The organism is Variovorax gracilis (assembly GCF_030317115.1).
Taxonomy (GTDB): Bacteria; Pseudomonadota; Gammaproteobacteria; order Burkholderiales; family Burkholderiaceae_C; genus Variovorax; species Variovorax gracilis.
Genome location: NZ_JASZYF010000011.1, coordinates 117,642 through 132,577 on the forward strand (window position 1 = coordinate 117,642; position 14,936 = coordinate 132,577).

General features: G+C 65.9%; 15 protein-coding genes. 8 read left to right on the forward strand and 7 right to left on the reverse strand.

Translation table 11 applies throughout. The features are described from left to right. Both QTH97_RS21275 and QTH97_RS21280 read left to right on the forward strand, forming a co-directional pair. Positions 1-417: a MerR family transcriptional regulator gene (locus tag QTH97_RS21275; protein WP_286570449.1), complete on the forward strand. Its 417-nt coding sequence runs from the start codon at positions 1-3 to the stop codon at positions 415-417. Next, positions 414-839 (forward strand): PaaI family thioesterase, encoded by a 426-nt coding sequence (locus QTH97_RS21280; RefSeq protein WP_286570450.1) that lies wholly within the window; start codon positions 414-416, stop codon positions 837-839. The genes QTH97_RS21275 and QTH97_RS21280 overlap by 4 nt, the downstream gene beginning before the upstream one ends. Before the next feature lie 3 nt (positions 840-842). Here QTH97_RS21280 and QTH97_RS21285 read toward each other — a convergent pair whose 3' ends face one another. From QTH97_RS21285 to QTH97_RS21295, 3 genes are all read right to left on the reverse strand, one after another. Continuing rightward, positions 843-2,024, reverse strand: a complete 1,182-nt coding sequence (locus tag QTH97_RS21285) for a metallophosphoesterase (RefSeq protein WP_286570451.1) — start codon at positions 2,022-2,024, stop codon at positions 843-845. Between the two features lie 100 nt (positions 2,025-2,124). Beyond that, positions 2,125-2,586 carry a hypothetical protein gene (locus tag QTH97_RS21290; RefSeq protein ID WP_286570452.1) on the reverse strand — a complete coding sequence of 154 codons (462 nt, stop codon included), beginning with the start codon at positions 2,584-2,586 and terminating at the stop codon, positions 2,125-2,127. A gap of 90 nt (positions 2,587-2,676) precedes the next feature. Next, positions 2,677-3,174, reverse strand: a complete 498-nt coding sequence (locus tag QTH97_RS21295; protein ID WP_286570453.1) for a hypothetical protein — start codon at positions 3,172-3,174, stop codon at positions 2,677-2,679. A gap of 282 nt (positions 3,175-3,456) precedes the next feature. On the opposite strand from QTH97_RS21295, the gene QTH97_RS21300 reads away from it, so the two are divergent. Continuing rightward, positions 3,457-4,692, forward strand: a complete 1,236-nt coding sequence (locus QTH97_RS21300; protein WP_286570454.1) for an MFS transporter — start codon at positions 3,457-3,459, stop codon at positions 4,690-4,692. Here the strand turns inward: QTH97_RS21300 and QTH97_RS21305 are convergent. The 4 genes from QTH97_RS21305 to dnaA all read right to left on the reverse strand — a co-directional run bounded on the left by QTH97_RS21305 (position 4,681) and on the right by dnaA (position 10,559). Next, positions 4,681-5,007, reverse strand: a complete 327-nt coding sequence (locus QTH97_RS21305; protein WP_353655645.1) for a c-type cytochrome — start codon at positions 5,005-5,007, stop codon at positions 4,681-4,683. The two genes, QTH97_RS21300 and QTH97_RS21305, sit on opposite strands and share 12 nt — an antisense overlap. A 39-nt stretch (positions 5,008-5,046) precedes the next feature. Then, positions 5,047-7,671 (reverse strand): DNA topoisomerase (ATP-hydrolyzing) subunit B, encoded by a 2,625-nt coding sequence (gene gyrB / locus QTH97_RS21310; RefSeq protein WP_444813457.1) that lies wholly within the window; start codon positions 7,669-7,671, stop codon positions 5,047-5,049. Positions 7,672-7,803: 132 nt separating this feature from the next. Then, positions 7,804-8,910: a DNA polymerase III subunit beta gene (dnaN, locus tag QTH97_RS21315; protein WP_286570455.1), complete on the reverse strand. Its 1,107-nt coding sequence runs from the start codon at positions 8,908-8,910 to the stop codon at positions 7,804-7,806. A gap of 269 nt (positions 8,911-9,179) precedes the next feature. Then, complete coding sequence (gene dnaA, locus QTH97_RS21320; RefSeq protein ID WP_286570456.1) at positions 9,180-10,559, reverse strand: chromosomal replication initiator protein DnaA; 1,380 nt, start codon at positions 10,557-10,559, stop codon at positions 9,180-9,182. 274 nt (positions 10,560-10,833) lie between these two features. On the opposite strand from dnaA, the gene rpmH reads away from it, so the two are divergent. The 5 genes from rpmH (at position 10,834) to mnmE (ending at position 14,932) form a co-directional block, all read left to right on the forward strand. Beyond that, a complete protein-coding gene (rpmH, locus tag QTH97_RS21325) occupies positions 10,834-10,968 on the forward strand; it encodes a 50S ribosomal protein L34 (RefSeq protein ID WP_007834827.1) in 135 nt (44 codons plus the stop codon). 73 nt (positions 10,969-11,041) lie between these two features. Further along, entirely contained in the window at positions 11,042-11,431 is a 390-nt protein-coding gene (locus QTH97_RS21330) for a ribonuclease P protein component (RefSeq protein ID WP_286570457.1), read from the forward strand. Beyond that, a complete protein-coding gene (yidD, locus tag QTH97_RS21335; protein ID WP_286570458.1) occupies positions 11,428-11,718 on the forward strand; it encodes a membrane protein insertion efficiency factor YidD in 291 nt (96 codons plus the stop codon). The genes QTH97_RS21330 and yidD overlap by 4 nt, the downstream gene beginning before the upstream one ends. Then, complete coding sequence (yidC, locus tag QTH97_RS21340; RefSeq protein WP_286570459.1) at positions 11,715-13,460, forward strand: membrane protein insertase YidC; 1,746 nt, start codon at positions 11,715-11,717, stop codon at positions 13,458-13,460. Before yidD ends, yidC begins: the two co-directional genes overlap by 4 nt. A gap of 65 nt (positions 13,461-13,525) precedes the next feature. Next, the gene (gene mnmE / locus QTH97_RS21345) at positions 13,526-14,932 is read left to right on the forward strand and encodes a tRNA uridine-5-carboxymethylaminomethyl(34) synthesis GTPase MnmE (protein ID WP_286570460.1); all 1,407 of its coding nucleotides are present in this window, start codon (positions 13,526-13,528) and stop codon (positions 14,930-14,932) included. The last annotated feature ends 4 nt before the right edge of the window (positions 14,933-14,936 follow it).

The following is a 14,936-nucleotide window of genomic DNA, read 5'->3' on the forward strand; positions in this document are numbered from 1 at the left end:
ATGCGGATCTCCGAACTCGCCCATCGTGCCGGCGTGACCGTGCATGCGCTGCGCCACTACGAACGGCTCGGCCTGCTGCGGCCGGCGCGCACGGCGTCAGGCTATCGCGACTATCCGGAATCGATGCGGCGCGAGGTGGTGTTCATCGCCATGTCGCGGCGCATCGGCTTCTCGCTGCAGGCGATCGGTGAGCTTCTGCCGGCCTACCGCGCCGGCCGCCTCAGCTTCCAGACCATGACGGAGGCTCTGCACGAGCGCGCGGCTGCGCTGGATCGGGAGATCGCCGAACTCCAGGCCCTGCGTGCGCAGGTGATCGACCATGTGTCGTGGCTGCGCGAGCAGGAGGCCAGGCAGCGCGACCGGCCCAAGACCGCCAAACCCTGGCCCAAGCCCACTTCCCGAAAGGAAAAGCAATGACCACCGCACAGCTTCACCGCATCGAGACTGCCGTGCTCGCCATGCCGATGGCGCGCACGCTGGGCCTGCGCTTCACTCAGATGGCGCCGGGCCGGATCGAGATCGAGATGCCGATCGCCGAGGCCTTCACCTTCAGGCCCGGCCAGCTTCAGGCCACGCCGGTCTTCGCGGTCGCCGATTTCGCGGCCGTCGCCGCGGCAGGCAGCGTGCTGCCCGAGGGTTGGAGCAACGCCACCATCGACACTTCGCTGAAGCTGGTGGCGCCCGCCGTCGGCACTGCCGTGCGGGCGCGTGGCCGTGTCGTGAGCGCGGGCAAGCTGTTGACCGTGTGCGCGGCGGATGTGTTCGCGGTCGATTCCGACGGTGAGGAAACGCTGTGCGCCACGCTCCTCGGCACGGCGCGCAACATCAAGCCGGCCTGACGCTCAACGCGCGGGCACCAGCCGGAGCAAGGTGATCTCCGACGGTGCGCCGAAGCGCTTCGGCGGCCCCCAGTAGCCGGTGCCCCGGCTCGTATAGACCCACATGTCGCGCAGCTTGTGCAGCCCCGCCGTGAAAGGCTGCTGCAGCGGCACGAAGAGGTTCCACGGAAAGAACTGGCCGCCGTGCGTGTGGCCCGACAACTGCAGGTGATAGCCCGCGTCGGCCGCGGCGGTTGCGCTGCGGGGCTGGTGCGCCAGCAGCACGCGCGTGTGCACCAGCGGCGGCGCGTCGTGCACTGCCCCGTGCGGATCGCTCGCATGCGCCGCGTCGAAATGCACCGCCGTGTAGTCGGTCACGCCGGCGACCACGAGGGCACTTTCGAGCACCTCCTCGTCGGTCTGCGCGCCGCTCACATTGCGCGTCTGGAGCACCACGTGCTCGTTGAGCAGCACGCGCAAGCCGAGCCGGCGCAGCTCGGCGATCCATGCGTGCGCGCCCGCGTAGTACTCATGGTTGCCCGTCACCACGAAGGTGCCGTGCTTCGCCCGCAGTCCCCGCAGCGGTGCGATGTGCTCGCGGAGTTCCTGGACGGTGCCATCGACCAGGTCGCCCGTGATCGCGACCATGTCGGCCCCGAGGCCGTTGACCGCATCGACAATGCGCTGGATGTAGCCGCGCTTGATGGTCGGCCCCACGTGGATGTCGCTGAGTTGCGCGATCGTGAAGCCGTCCAGCGCCGATGGCAGGTTGCGGATCGGCACGTCGACGCGCACCACGCCGGCCGTGCGCCGTGCGTTGAGGAAGCCGATCAGCGTGATCGCCGTGGCCAGCAGCGGCACCGCGGCGGCGCTGGCGACCCGCCAACGCGGCCAGTCGATCGTCGTACCGAGCGGTAGCGACGCCAGCCAGGCCAGGAGCAATCCGGCGTCGCGCGCCAGGGTGAGGACGAACATCGACGAGAACCAGCCCATGCTCAGCAGGCCGATCCATTTCCATCCGTCGGCGAACTGCCGGCGCCCGGAACGCATGCCGGCAAAGGGCAGCGGCATGGTCGCGGCCGACACCACCAGCGCAAGCAGCAGCAGCCACCATCCGCTCGCCGAGCCCGAGAGCGAAGGCAGCAGGCGCAGGCCCATGTACACGTGCAGCAGGGTGGTGAGAACAATCAGGGGACGAAGCGGCATCAGGGCCTTGAAGACGGGCACGTGCCCGGACACACCATGTGCGAGCGATTCGCTCGACATTCAAGGTGCATGCCACCTCGAAGGCGGCTATTTTCGGTCGTCAGGAATGCGCGCTGACACTGGTCCCCGCCGGCCACACGAAAAGCGTGCGTGTGCCGCTGCCCGCGATGATCTCCACCTGCTGCTTCATCGTCTGGCCAGAGAGCGTGGCTTCGACTTCGTAGCGGCCCGGGTCGAGACGCACCACCATGAACGGGCCATCGGCCACGACGCGGCTCAGCACCGGCTCGCCCGAGGCGTTTCGCACCGTCACCAGCACCTCGCCGGCGAAATCCGACGGCTTGCGGTCGCGGATCGAGAACTCGAAGGTGGCGGGCCACCGTGGCGCGACGGTCTCCATCAATTCCGCCTCGTCGCTGCTCACGCCGCCGCTCATGTATTCGATGCCGTTCGCCATGTGAATGGGCGGGTTGAAGACGGCGTGCGCCGCCAATACACCGAACAGTGACGCGCCGCCGATGGCGAGGGTGGCCACGGGCTTCCAGATCCGCTGGGTTCTCATCGCTGTGTCCTTTGCTCGAATGGGCATGAAGAAACTCACGCGGCCAACTATCCGCAGCAATTCTTAGGAGAACCTGATCGGACGGACGACTTAGTCGCCGGTATTCACCGAAGCCTGGTGCTCCGGCCGCGGCCGGCCCATCGCCGCGGCGAAATCGACATTCGACGGCCACATGAACACCGCCCTGGATGCCGTGCCGTTGAACACCACCAGCGGTTGCCTGAGCGTGACGCCGCCCATCGATGCCTCGACCTCGTAGGCGCCGGGATCGAGCCGGGCGAGCATGAAGGGCGCGCCGGTCGAGGCTTCCATGACCGGCCTGCCCGTATAGCGCTCGCGCACCGAGACTTTCACGTCGGAGGGAAATGCAATGCCCGGCTTCGCACGGCTGACGCCGAACTCGAAGGTGGCCGCCCAGCGTGGCGAGACCGTCTGCATGAAGGCAGCCTCGTCGCTGCTCTTTCCGCCGCACATGTACTCGATGCCCTGGGCCATCCGGATGGGCGGGTTCGTCAGCGCATGGGCTGGGGCGAACGCGCCAAAGATTGCCAAGGCCGCCACGGGCCGCCAAAACCGGATCGGGTTCATCGCTGTGCTGTCCTCTTGCTCGAAATTGGCGTCTGGCCGCCGCTGATTTTGCTTAGCAAGAGTCGGGCTAGGAATAGCGTTTACGCGGATTCTCGAGCGCCCCCGCACCCGGCGGGTGTCGAAAAACGCATAAGCAACGTCGCTTTCCAATTGTTGGCAAAGCGGAAATTGAGATGTTCCCGCAGCGGCCTTCGGAGGCGGCGAACCGCGTCCAAACTCCGTGCTCCCCAACGAAGCCGCCGGCGCCTGTGCCGCCAGCGGCCTTTTTTCCAGGACTTCTCGATGAACGCACCCTGCACGACCTGCGCCGATGCGCTGGCCTCTGAAACCGATAGCGCCGGGACGCCGCGATCCGCCTGGCTCGCGGTCGGCTCCATCGCCGTCGGCACCTTCGCGATGGTGACGACCGAATTCCTGCCGATCGGCCTGCTGACCGACATCGGCGCCGGCCTCCAGGTCTCCGACGGCACGGCCGGACTGATGGTCACGATGCCGGGCGTGCTTGCGGCCTTCGCGGGGCCCGCGTTGATCGTCGCATCGGGCCGGCTGGACCGGCGCACCGTGATGGTGTGGCTGACTGCGCTGCTGGTCGCATCGAACGTGCTGGCCGCCTTCGCGCCCAACTTCGCCACCATGCTCGTCGCCCGACTGCTGCTCGGCCTGTGCGTGGGCGGCTTCTGGACCTTTGCGCCGAGCGCGGCCACCCAATTGGTGCCAGCCGTCTCGCAGGCGCGGGCCATGTCGCTCGTCCTCGCGGGCATCTCGGTGGCCACCGTGTTCGGCGTCCCGGCCGGCGCGCTGGTCGGCAACCTCGCCGGTTGGCGCGCAGCCTTCGGTATCACTGGGCTGCTGGCGGCCGGCGTGCTGCTGGTGCAGATGTGGCTGCTGCCCGCCATGCCGCCCGCCCGCGCCATCCGGCCGCGTGACCTGCTCACGCCGCTGACACGCCGCATGGCGCAGGTCGGGCTCTTGACCGTGCTCTTCCTGATCGCGGGGCACTTCGGCGCGTACACGTACCTCAAGCCGCTGCTGCAGCAAGTCTTCGGCCTTGGACCGGGGGCCGTGACGGCGCTGCTGCTGACCTATGGAGCGGCCGGCTTCGTCGGCACCTTCATCGGCGGAAGCCTGGTGGCGCGCAGCGTGCGCACCGCGACCTTGCTGGCAGCCGGGCTGCTCGCGGCGGCGCTGCTGCTGTCGACGGTGGCTGGCAGCGGGCTGGTGGCGGCGGGCGCGGTGGTCGTGATCTGGGGCGTGGCCTTCGGCCTGATCCCGGTCGCGCTGACCGGATGGATGCTGGAGGCCGTGCCCGATGCGCCCGAGGCCGGGCAGGCACTGCTCGTGAGCGGGTTCCAGGTGGCGATCGCTTCGGGTGCGCTGCTGGGCGGCGTCACCGTCGATGCCTATGGCATCTCGAACACCATGATGCTGAGCGGTGCGCTCGTGCTGGTCGCTGCGGCAATCGTCGCTGCCCTGGGCCGGGCACCGGGCGGCGTGTCGCTGGCTGCGTCAGGGCGGTGAGGGCTGGGACAGAACCCACTCGGCCAGCGCCTTCGCATCCGAATCGGTGACCCTGGATTGCCGCGGCATGATGACGCGGCCCCAGTTTCCGACGCTGCCGTTGCGGATCTTGGTGGCGAGTTGGGTGGGCGCCCCCGGGTCGTTGCGGTAGCGCGCCGCGATCTGCGCGAAGCCCGGGCCGACCTGCTTGCGGACCAGGCCGTGGCAGGCCATGCAGCCGTAGTCCTGGCTCAGTGCCTGCGCTGGCGCGTCGGCTGCAGCGGCGGGACACATCAGAGAGGCCGCGGCCGCAGCATGAACAAGGCGCAGGCCCATTGCCCGCAGTTCCGGCCGCATACCTTGCCGAACGGGAGACTAGACGTCGATATTGGCCGCCCGCAACGCGTTCTGCTCGATGAACTCCCGCCGCGGCTCCACCTCGTCCCCCATCAGCATCGTGAACACGCGATCCGCCTCGATCGCGTCATCGATCTGCACGCGCAGCAGGCGCCGCACGTTCGGGTCCATGGTGGTTTCCCACAGCTGCTCGGGATTCATCTCGCCCAGCCCCTTGTAGCGCTGGCGGGCAGTCGCGTTCTCGGCCTGGCCGATGAGCCAGCGCATGGCCTCGCGGAAATCGCTGACCTTTTCTTCCTTGGCTCGCTCGCCCTCGCCGCGCTTGACCACGGCGCCCTCGCCCAGCAGGTCGCGGAAGGTCTTGGCGGCTTCGGCCAGCGCGGCATAGTCTGCGCCGTGCACGAAGTCCTGCGTCAGCACGCTGCTCTTGATGTTGCCGTGGTGGCGGCGGCTGATGCGCAGCAGCGGCTTGTCGGTGCGCGCATCGAACTCGCTCGACACATCGGCCGGGGCGCCGGTGGTGTTGAGTTCACGCAGCTTGTTCTGCAGCGCGACGGCCGAAGCCTCGGCGCCGGGCGTGGTGTCGAGGTCGAGCGACACGCCATCGGCGATCGCGCGCAGGGCCGCTGCGTCGAGGAACACGCCCAGGCGCGCAATGACGGCTTCGGCCAACTGGTGCTTGCGCGCCAGCTCGGCCAGCGTGTCGCCGGTGAGCGTGGTCGGGTTGGCGCCGCCGGTCATGACGCTCGCATCCTTCAGCGCGACCTTCAGCAGGAAGGCGTCGAGCGCCGGGCCGTCCTTGAGGTACTGCTCTTCCTTGCCGACCTTGACCTTGTAGAGCGGCGGTTGCGCGATGTAGATGTGGCCGCGCTCGACCAGTTCCGGCATCTGCCGATAGAAGAAGGTCAGCAGCAGCGTGCGGATGTGGGCGCCGTCCACGTCGGCGTCGGTCATGATGATGATCCGGTGGTAGCGCAGCTTGGCGACGTTGAAGTCGTCCGCGCCGCCGCCCGAGGTCGTCGCGCCCGCGCGGCCGATGCCGGTGCCGAGCGCGGTGATCATGGTCAGGATTTCGTTGCTGGTCAGCAGCTTTTCGTAGCGCGCCTTCTCGACGTTCAGGATCTTGCCTCGCAGCGGCAGGATGGCCTGGAACTTCCGGTCGCGGCCCTGCTTGGCGGAGCCGCCGGCGGAATCACCCTCCACCAGGTAGACCTCGCACAGCGCCGGGTCCTTTTCCTGGCAATCGGCGAGCTTGCCGGGCAGGCCCATGCCATCGAGCACGCCCTTGCGGCGCGTCATTTCGCGCGCCTTGCGGGCGGCTTCGCGCGCGCGGGCCGCTTCGACGATCTTGCCGCAGATGATCTTCGCGTCGTTGGGCCGTTCCTGCAGGTAATCGGTCAGCAGGCGGCCGACGATGTCTTCCACCGGTGCGCGCACCTCGCTCGACACCAGCTTGTCCTTGGTCTGGCTGGAGAACTTGGGCTCGGGCACTTTCACGCTCAGCACGCAGCACAGGCCTTCGCGCATGTCGTCGCCGGTGACTTCGACCTTGGCCTTCTTGGCCAGCTCGTTCTCTTCGATGTACTTATTGATGACCCGGGTCATTGCGGCGCGCAGGCCGGTCAGGTGGGTGCCGCCGTCGCGCTGCGGGATGTTGTTGGTGAAGCACAGCACCTGCTCGTTGTAGCCGCTGTTCCACTGCATCGCGACTTCGACGCCGATGTGCGTGCCGGGAATCCCGCCGTAGGTGTCGGCCGGCTTCTCGCCCGTCGCATAGAAGACGTTGGGGTGAAGGACCGTCTTGCCCTTGTTGATGAACTCGACGAAGCCCTTGACGCCGCCGGCGCCCGAGAAGTCGTCTTCCTTGCCGGTGCGCTCGTCGAGCAGCCGGATGCGCACGCCGTTGTTCAGGAAGCTCAGTTCGCGCAGGCGCTTGCTCAGGATCTCATAGTGGAAATCGGCGTTTTCCTTGAAGATTTCCGTGTCGGGCAGGAAGTGCACCTCGGTGCCGCGCTTCTCGGTCTCACCGGTTACCTTCATTGGCGACACCTCGACGCCATCGACCGTCTCGACGATGCGGTTCTGCACGAAGCCCTTGCTGAACTCCAGCGTGTGCACCTTGCCTTCGCGGCGCACGGTGAGGCGCAGCATCTTGCTGAGCGCGTTCACGCAGCTCACGCCCACGCCGTGAAGGCCGCCGGAGACCTTGTAGCTGTTCTGGTTGAACTTGCCGCCCGCGTGCAGTTCGGTGAGCGCGATCTCCGCCGCCGAGCGCTTGGGCTCGTGCTTGTCGTCCATCTTGACGCCGGTCGGGATGCCGCGGCCGTTGTCGGTGACGGAGATCGAGTTGTCGGTGTGGATCGTCACGACGATGTCGTCGCAGTACCCCGCCAGCGCTTCGTCGATCGAGTTGTCGACCACTTCGAACACCAGGTGGTGCAGGCCCGTGCCGTCGGACGTATCGCCGATATACATGCCAGGCCGCTTGCGCACGGCCTCCAGCCCTTCGAGGATCGTGATGGAGCCTTCGCCATAGGACGTGTCGGCAGCCGGCGGCGTCACCTCGATCGGAATCGCGCTATCGATTTCGGGTGTGTAGACCGGCTCGGTGTGCGGCACGTCCGGCTTGTTGTCTTCGCTCATCAGAATCTTTCTCATCGGCAGCCTGCAGCTACCGCAATTTTCGGGAAATACCGCCAATCCGGCTCTGCCGGTCGGCTGGTATTGCCCCCTGCAAGGGGGTGGGCGGCCACACGAAGTGGGCAAGCCTGGGGGTTAGATGCGCATCGGCATGACCACGTACTTGAACGACGCGTTCTCCGGAATCGTCATCAACACCGAGCTGTTGGAATCGGCGAAGTCCATCTTCACCATGTCCTGGCTCATGTTGGCGAGCGCATCGATCAGGTAGGTCACGTTGAAGCCGATCTCGATGGCGTCGCCGCCGTAGTCGATGTCGAGCTCATCTTGCGCTTCTTCCTGCTCGGCGTTGTTCGACGCGATGCGCAGGGTGCCGGGCTCGATGTTGAGCCGTACGCCCTTGAACTTCTCGCTGGTCAGGATCGCGGTGCGCTGCAGGCTGGCCAGCAGCGGCGCGCGACCCAGCGTCACGGTGTTCTTGTGGTTCTTGGGGATCACGCGGTTGTAGTCGGGGAACTTGCCCTCGACCAGCTTGGTGACGAACTCCATGCCGCCGAAGCTGAACTTGGCCTGGTTGTTCGCGAACTGCATCTCGATCGCGCCCTCGGCGTCGGACAGCAGGCGCTGCATTTCCAGCACCGTCTTGCGCGGCAGGATGACTTCCTGGCGCGGCACTTCGACGTCGAGCGTGGCGGAGGCAAAGGCCAGGCGGTGGCCGTCGGTCGCCACCAGGCTCAGTTGCTTGCCTTCGGCCACGAACAGGATGCCGTTGAGGTAGTAGCGGATGTCGTGCACCGCCATCGCGAAGGACACCTGTCCCAGCAGGTCCTTGAGCGTCTTCTGCGGCACGCTGAACACGGGGCCGAAGTTGGCGGATTCCTGCACCAGCGGGAAGTCCTCGGCCGGAAGCGATTGCAGCGTGAAGCGGCTCTTGCCGCCCTTGAGCACCAGCTTGCTCGCGCTCGATTCGAGGCTCACCGTCTGGTCGGAGGGCATGGTGCGCAGGATGTCGATCAGCTTGCGCGCGCCGATGGTCGTCGTGAAGTTGCCGTCGTCGCCACCCAGCTCGGCGTGCGTGCGGATCTGGATCTCGAGGTCGCTGGTGGTGAGCTGCAGTTGTCCGCCGGTCTTGCGGATGAGCACGTTGGCCAGGATGGGCAGCGTGTGGCGCCGCTCCACGATACCCGCCACCGACTGCAGCGCGCCGAGGACTTTGTCTTGTGTTGCCTTCAAAACGATCATGTCTTACCTCTTCCTTTATTTCTTTAATTCAAATTAGTAGTAGTAGATAAGGGACGCGCTGACCTGTGGACAGGGCGATTTTCCGCTTTCGTGACAGGCACTTGCCGCGTCCGGCAGGCTGTGCGCAGCCGCGCTCCGGTGCTGTCGCGCCGGGGCGAACAACTTCGCGCCGCGCGCCGGGCCTGTGGACAAGGCCCGCCTTGTGCCAGAACTGCTCACAGAGTTGTCCTTTGACAGCGGTTGGCGAATCTGCGTAGCGCCTTCATCCATCAGCCCTTGAGCGTCTGCTCCAGCACGTGCAGTTGCTGGTTGAGTTCGGTGAGCTGCTGGCGCTCGCCCGAAATCTTCCGCACCGCATGCAAGACGGTGGTGTGGTCACGGCCGCCGAAGAGCTCGCCGATTTCCGGCAGGCTCTTCTGGGTCAGTTCCTTGGCGAGGTACATCGCGATCTGGCGCGGCCGGGCGATCGAGGCCGGGCGCTTCTTCGAGTACATGTCGGCGACCTTGATCTTGTAATAGTCGGCGACGGTCTTTTGAATGTTCTCGACCGAGATCTGCCGGTTCTGGATCGACAGCAGGTCGCGCAGCGCCTCGCGCGCCAGTGCGATCGAGATCTCCTTCTGGTTGAAGCGCGAGTACGCCAGGATCTTGCGCAGCGCGCCTTCGAGCTCGCGCACGTTGGAGCGCACGTTCTTCGCGACGAAGAAGGCGACTTCCTCGGGCATCTCGGCGCTTTCGGCGCGCGCCTTGTTGATCAGGATGGCGACGCGCATCTCGAGCTCGGGCGGCTCGATCGCGACCGTCAGGCCCGAATCGAATCGCGACACCAGGCGCTCGTGGATGTCGGCCAGGCCCTTCGGATAGGTGTCGCTCGTCATGACGATGTGCGACTTCTTCGCGAGAAGGGCCTCGAAGGCGTTGAAGAACTCTTCCTGCGTCCGGTCCTTGTTGGCGAAGAACTGGACGTCGTCGATCAGCAGCAGGTCGAGCGAGTGATAACGCTCCTTGAACTCGTCGAAAGTCTTGCGCTGATAGGCTTTGACCACATCGGATACAAATTGCTCCGCGTGGATGTAGAGAACTTTGGAATCGGGCCGGTCGGCAAGCAGCCGGTTGCCCACCGCGTGCATCAGGTGGGTCTTGCCCAGGCCGACGCCGCCGTAGATGAACAAGGGGTTGTAGAGATGCCCCGGCATGCCCGCCACGTGCATGGCCGCCGCACGCGCCATGCGGTTCGCGGTGCCCTCCACGAGCGTGTCGAAAGTGAGCCCCGAATTCAGGCGGTTCTTGAAGGCCGCGGCGCTCGCATCCTCACCGGAGCTGACCATTTCGCGCGGCACATCGGTCTCGGCAACGACGGCCATGGACACAGGCCTGTTGACGATTTCCCGAGGAGCGAGCGCTAACTCAATGAGTACCGGCTGGCCGTAGAGCTTCTCCGCCATGGCGGCAATCTTGCCGGCGTACTGGGCCCGGATCCAGTCGAGCTTGAAGCGGTTGGCCACGAAGACCGTGACCCGCGAAAGATCGTCCGCGACCTTGGCGGTCAGCGGCTTGATCCAGGTGTTGAATTGCTGTTCGGACAACTCCTGCGCGAGTTGCTCGACGCAGGCCTGCCAAAGGCTGTCACCGACGCCGTCACCCGGCATGGGTGCTCTGAAAAGTGGTTTGTCCCTCAGCCATTTGTCGTGTTCGTGTTGTGGATAGTCGCACCCGCGATGCGCCCAGGATTCTAACTTGTCAAAAACTTATCCACACCATGTCAACGGAGGCCGAGAGGGTGTGGAAACTGCCCGGGATTGTCGTCGGCCCGAATGTTTGCGATAATCGCGGGTTTCCCTGAAAGCCTCTTTGTGTGTTTCGGGGTATCTCGGATCTCGCCGGGGAAAACTGCCGGCCAGCCGGTGAATCAGGAAAACCATCATGAAACGCACTTACCAAGCATCCAAAGTCCGCCGCGCCCGTACCCACGGCTTTCTCGTCCGCATGAAGACCCGCGGCGGCCGTGCCGTCATCAACGCACGCCGCGCCAAGGGCCGCAAGCGCCTCGCCGTCTGACGGCACGCCGGCGCCGTTGCCAGTCATATCGCAACCGCCTTCACGCGCTGACGGCGACTTGCGGTTGGCTTCCATGCAGCGGCTCAAGACCCGCGCGCAATTCCAGGCCGTACTCGCAGGTGCCACCGTGGCGCGCACAGCCCACTTCGCACTGCACCGTTGTGCGCTGGACGCCCCGTCCGGCGCCGCACCCCTGTTCGAAAAGCAGGACGTGTGGCTCGGAGCCATGGTTCCCAAACGCTGGGCCCGCCGTGCGGTCACCCGCAACGCGATCAAACGCCAGATCTATACCGTGAGCGCAGCCGCGTCCGAAGCTTCGTTGCCGCAGGCCGCGCACGTCGTGCGCCTGCGCGCGGGTTTCGATCGCAAGGAATTCGTGAGCGCGACGTCCGACAAACTGAAGGCCGCCGTCAGGGCCGAACTGCAGCAACTGCTGCAGCGGGCCGCCGCGGCGCGCGCATGATGCGGCGCCTGCTCATCGGCCTCGTGAAGGCCTACCGACTGTTGCTGAGCCCCTGGCTCGGCCAGTCCTGCCGTTTCGAGCCCACCTGTTCCGTCTATGCCATCGCCGCGCTCGAGCAGCACGGCGCGGCCACCGGCAGCTATCTCACGCTGCGCCGGATCGCCCGATGCCAGCCCTGGTGCGATGGCGGCCATGATCCGGTCCCCCCGAAGGCACAGCGCCCGACTGCACGATCGGGTTCGCTGTTCGCCTTTCTTACTTCCGACGACAAGAAGTCTTCTTCATGAACGATATCCGCCGCACCATCCTGTGGGTGATTTTTGGTTTCTCGCTGGTGCTGCTGTGGGACCAATGGCAGGTCTACAACGGCCACAAGCCGACTTTCCTTCCTTCGACCCATACGGCCGCACCCGCGAACCAGCCGGTCGCGCCGGCTGCAACCTCCGCCAATGGCGTTCCCGCTGCTGCCGCGCCCGCAAGCGGTGCCGTGCCTGCGCAAGGCGTGGCCCCGGCCATCGGCGAGAAGGTGACTGTCTCCACTGACGTCTTCAAGGCGGTGATCGACGGCGAAGGCGGCACCCTGTCGGAACTGCAGTTGCTGAAATTCCTCGACCAGACCAACAACCATGGGCTGGTCGAATGGTTCCGGCGCCTGGTCGGCCTTCCCGTCGCTGAAAACGAGGTCCGCCCCGTCACGCTGATGGAAAACGGCTCGCCCGCGACCCGCTATGTCGCCCAGACCGGCCTGCTGAACACCATCGACACCGGTGATCGCTTCCCCAACCACCTGACGCTGATGACCGCGCGGCCCGGGCCGCGCCAGCTGGCCGACGGCCAGAACACCCTGGAAGTGGCCTTCGAGTCGCAGCCCGTGGGCGGCATGAAGTACGTCAAGACCTACGTGTTCCAGCGCGGCGACTACTCGATCCACGTCAAGCACCAGATCGTCAACGTGAGCGACCAGCCGCGCGACGCGCAGCTCTACCTGCAGTTCGTGCGCCACGGCACGGTGGCCGCCGGCACGATGTTCGGCACCAACACCTTCACCGGCCCGGCCATCTACACCGAACAGAAGAAGTTCCAGAAGATCGAGTTCTCGGCCATCGCCAAGGGCAAGGTCGAGTTGCCGGCCCCCGCCAACGACGGCTGGGTGGCGATGGTGCAGCACTACTTCGTGTCGGCCTGGTTGCTCAACGTGCCGGGCAGCGAGGCCATCAAGCGCGAATTCCGCGTGGCAGATCTCGGCAACAACCTGTTCTCGGTCGCGATGGTGCTCCAGGTGCCGAAGCTGGCGCCCGGTGCGGCGCACACGATCGAAAGCAACCTGTTCGCCGGCCCCGAGGAAGAAAAGAAGCTGGAAGCCATCGCCCCCGGCCTCGATCTCGTCAAGGACTACGGCATCTTCGCGATCATCTCCAAGCCGCTGTACTGGCTGCTGAACCAGCTGCACGGCATCCTGGGCAACTGGGGCTGGGCGATCGTGGCCCTGGTGGTCCTGCTGAAGGCAGCCTTCTACTGGCTCAACGCCAAGGCCTACGCCAGCATGGCCAAGATGAAGGCCATCAATCCGAAGATCATGGAAATGCGCGAGCGGCTCAAGGACAAGCCGCAGGAAATGCAGCAGGAAATGATGCGGATCTATCGCGAGGAGAAGGTCAACCCGATGGGTGGCTGCTTCCCGATCGTGATTCAGATCCCCGTGTTCATCGCGCTGTACTGGGTGCTGCTCTCGTCCGTCGAGATGCGCCACGCGCCCTGGATTCTCTGGATCCAGGATCTCTCGGCACCGGACCCGTGGTTCATCCTGCCCGTGGTGATGACCGCGACCTCGCTGTTCCAGACCTGGCTCAACCCGACGCCGCCGGACCCGATGCAGGCCAAGCTGATGTGGATCATGCCGCTGGCCTTCAGCGTGATGTTCATCTTCTTCCCGGCCGGCCTGGTGCTGTACTGGATCACCAACAACGTGCTGTCGATCGCTCAGCAGTGGTTCATCAACAAGCGCCTGGGCGTGCTTGGCAAGAAGTAGGCGTCTTCCCCGACGTCTTGATCAAGGGCCGCGAAAGCGGCCCTTTTTGCTGAAAGAATCCCTTCATGCTCGCGCGCACCACCGATCCGATCGTTGCCATTGCCACGGCTTCCGGCCGCGGCGCCGTCGGGATCGTTCGGGTGTCCGGCGTGCAGATGGCGCCGCTCATCGCCGCGATCTGCGGTCGCCCGTTGAAGCCGCGAGAGGCCACCTACCTGCCCTTTCGCGATGCGCTGGGCGCACCTATCGACCACGGACTCGCCATCCACTTCCCGGCGCCGCACTCCTTCACCGGTGAAGACGTGTTCGAGTTGCAGGCGCACGGCGGCACGGTGGTGCTGCAATTGCTGCTCGCGCGCTGCCTGGAGGCGGCCGAGGAAGTCGATCTCGCCACCGGTCAGCCCCGCCTCGCAGGCTTGCGCGTGGCCGAGCCCGGCGAGTTCAGCCAGCGCGCCTTCCTCAACGGAAAGATCGACCTGGCCCAGGCCGAAGCAATTGCAGACTTGATCGACGCCAGCACCGAGGCCGCCGCCCGCAGCGCCGGCCGTTCGCTCTCGGGTGCGTTCTCGCAGGAAATCCACACCTTGCTCGATGCGCTCGTGCGGCTGCGGATGTTGGTCGAAGCCACCCTCGACTTCCCCGACGAGGAGATCGACTTCCTCCAGGAAGCCGATGCCATCGGCCAACTGGCGACGCTGAAGGTGCAGTTGGACGCGGTGCAGCAGCGCGCGCGCCAGGGCGCGCTGTTGCGCGAAGGCATCAAGGTCGTGATCGCAGGGCAGCCCAACGCGGGCAAGAGCTCCCTGCTCAATGCGCTGGCAGGCGCCGAGCTGGCCATCGTGAGTTCAGTCGCCGGCACCACGCGCGACGTGGTCTCGCAGACGATCCAGATCCAGGGCGTGCCCCTTCACGTGGTCGACACGGCGGGCCTGCGCGACAGCGTCGACGAGGTCGAGCAGATCGGCATCGCCCGCGCATGGGGGCAGATCGAGGGCGCGGATGCCGTGCTGTTTCTCCACGACCTGACGCGTTCGGCTCTGGGCGACTACGCGGAGGCCGACGAGGAAATCGCGCGCCTGCTGGCGACCAGGTTGCCCGACAGCGTGCCGGTGATCGACATCTGGAGCAAGTTCGACGCGGCGCCCCACGCCAACCCGGGATCCGGCATCAGCCTGTCCGCCAAGACCGGCTTCGGCATCGAGGCGCTGCGGCGCCGGCTGCTGGAAGTGGCGGGATGGCAATCCGTGCCGGAAGGCGTCTATCTCGCCAGGGCGCGCCATGTGCAGGCGCTGTCGCGCGTCGATCACCACATTACCGTGGCCGCTGAGCATCTGGCTGCGCGTGCCCAATCCCTGGATCTGCTGGCCGAGGAGCTGCGGCTCGCGCAGAACGCACTCAATGAGATCACCGGCGAATTCGGCGCAGACGACCTGCTCGGGGTCATCTTTTCCCGCTTCTGTATTGGCAAATAAGCGC

Coding starts and splice junctions, on each gene's coding strand:
- QTH97_RS21275 (WP_286570449.1), top strand. CDS start 1: ATGCGGATCTCCGAACTCGCCCATCGTGCCGGCGTGACCGTGCATGCG.
- QTH97_RS21280 (WP_286570450.1), top strand. CDS start 414: ATGACCACCGCACAGCTTCACCGCATCGAGACTGCCGTGCTCGCCATG.
- QTH97_RS21285 (WP_286570451.1), bottom strand. CDS start 2,024: ATGCCGCTTCGTCCCCTGATTGTTCTCACCACCCTGCTGCACGTGTAC.
- QTH97_RS21290 (WP_286570452.1), bottom strand. CDS start 2,586: ATGAGAACCCAGCGGATCTGGAAGCCCGTGGCCACCCTCGCCATCGGC.
- QTH97_RS21295 (WP_286570453.1), bottom strand. CDS start 3,174: ATGAACCCGATCCGGTTTTGGCGGCCCGTGGCGGCCTTGGCAATCTTT.
- QTH97_RS21300 (WP_286570454.1), top strand. CDS start 3,457: ATGAACGCACCCTGCACGACCTGCGCCGATGCGCTGGCCTCTGAAACC.
- QTH97_RS21305 (WP_353655645.1), bottom strand. CDS start 5,007: ATGGGCCTGCGCCTTGTTCATGCTGCGGCCGCGGCCTCTCTGATGTGT.
- gyrB (WP_444813457.1), bottom strand. CDS start 7,671: ATGAGCGAAGACAACAAGCCGGACGTGCCGCACACCGAGCCGGTCTAC.
- dnaN (WP_286570455.1), bottom strand. CDS start 8,910: ATGATCGTTTTGAAGGCAACACAAGACAAAGTCCTCGGCGCGCTGCAG.
- dnaA (WP_286570456.1), bottom strand. CDS start 10,559: ATGCCGGGTGACGGCGTCGGTGACAGCCTTTGGCAGGCCTGCGTCGAG.
- rpmH (WP_007834827.1), top strand. CDS start 10,834: ATGAAACGCACTTACCAAGCATCCAAAGTCCGCCGCGCCCGTACCCAC.
- QTH97_RS21330 (WP_286570457.1), top strand. CDS start 11,042: ATGCAGCGGCTCAAGACCCGCGCGCAATTCCAGGCCGTACTCGCAGGT.
- yidD (WP_286570458.1), top strand. CDS start 11,428: ATGATGCGGCGCCTGCTCATCGGCCTCGTGAAGGCCTACCGACTGTTG.
- yidC (WP_286570459.1), top strand. CDS start 11,715: ATGAACGATATCCGCCGCACCATCCTGTGGGTGATTTTTGGTTTCTCG.
- mnmE (WP_286570460.1), top strand. CDS start 13,526: ATGCTCGCGCGCACCACCGATCCGATCGTTGCCATTGCCACGGCTTCC.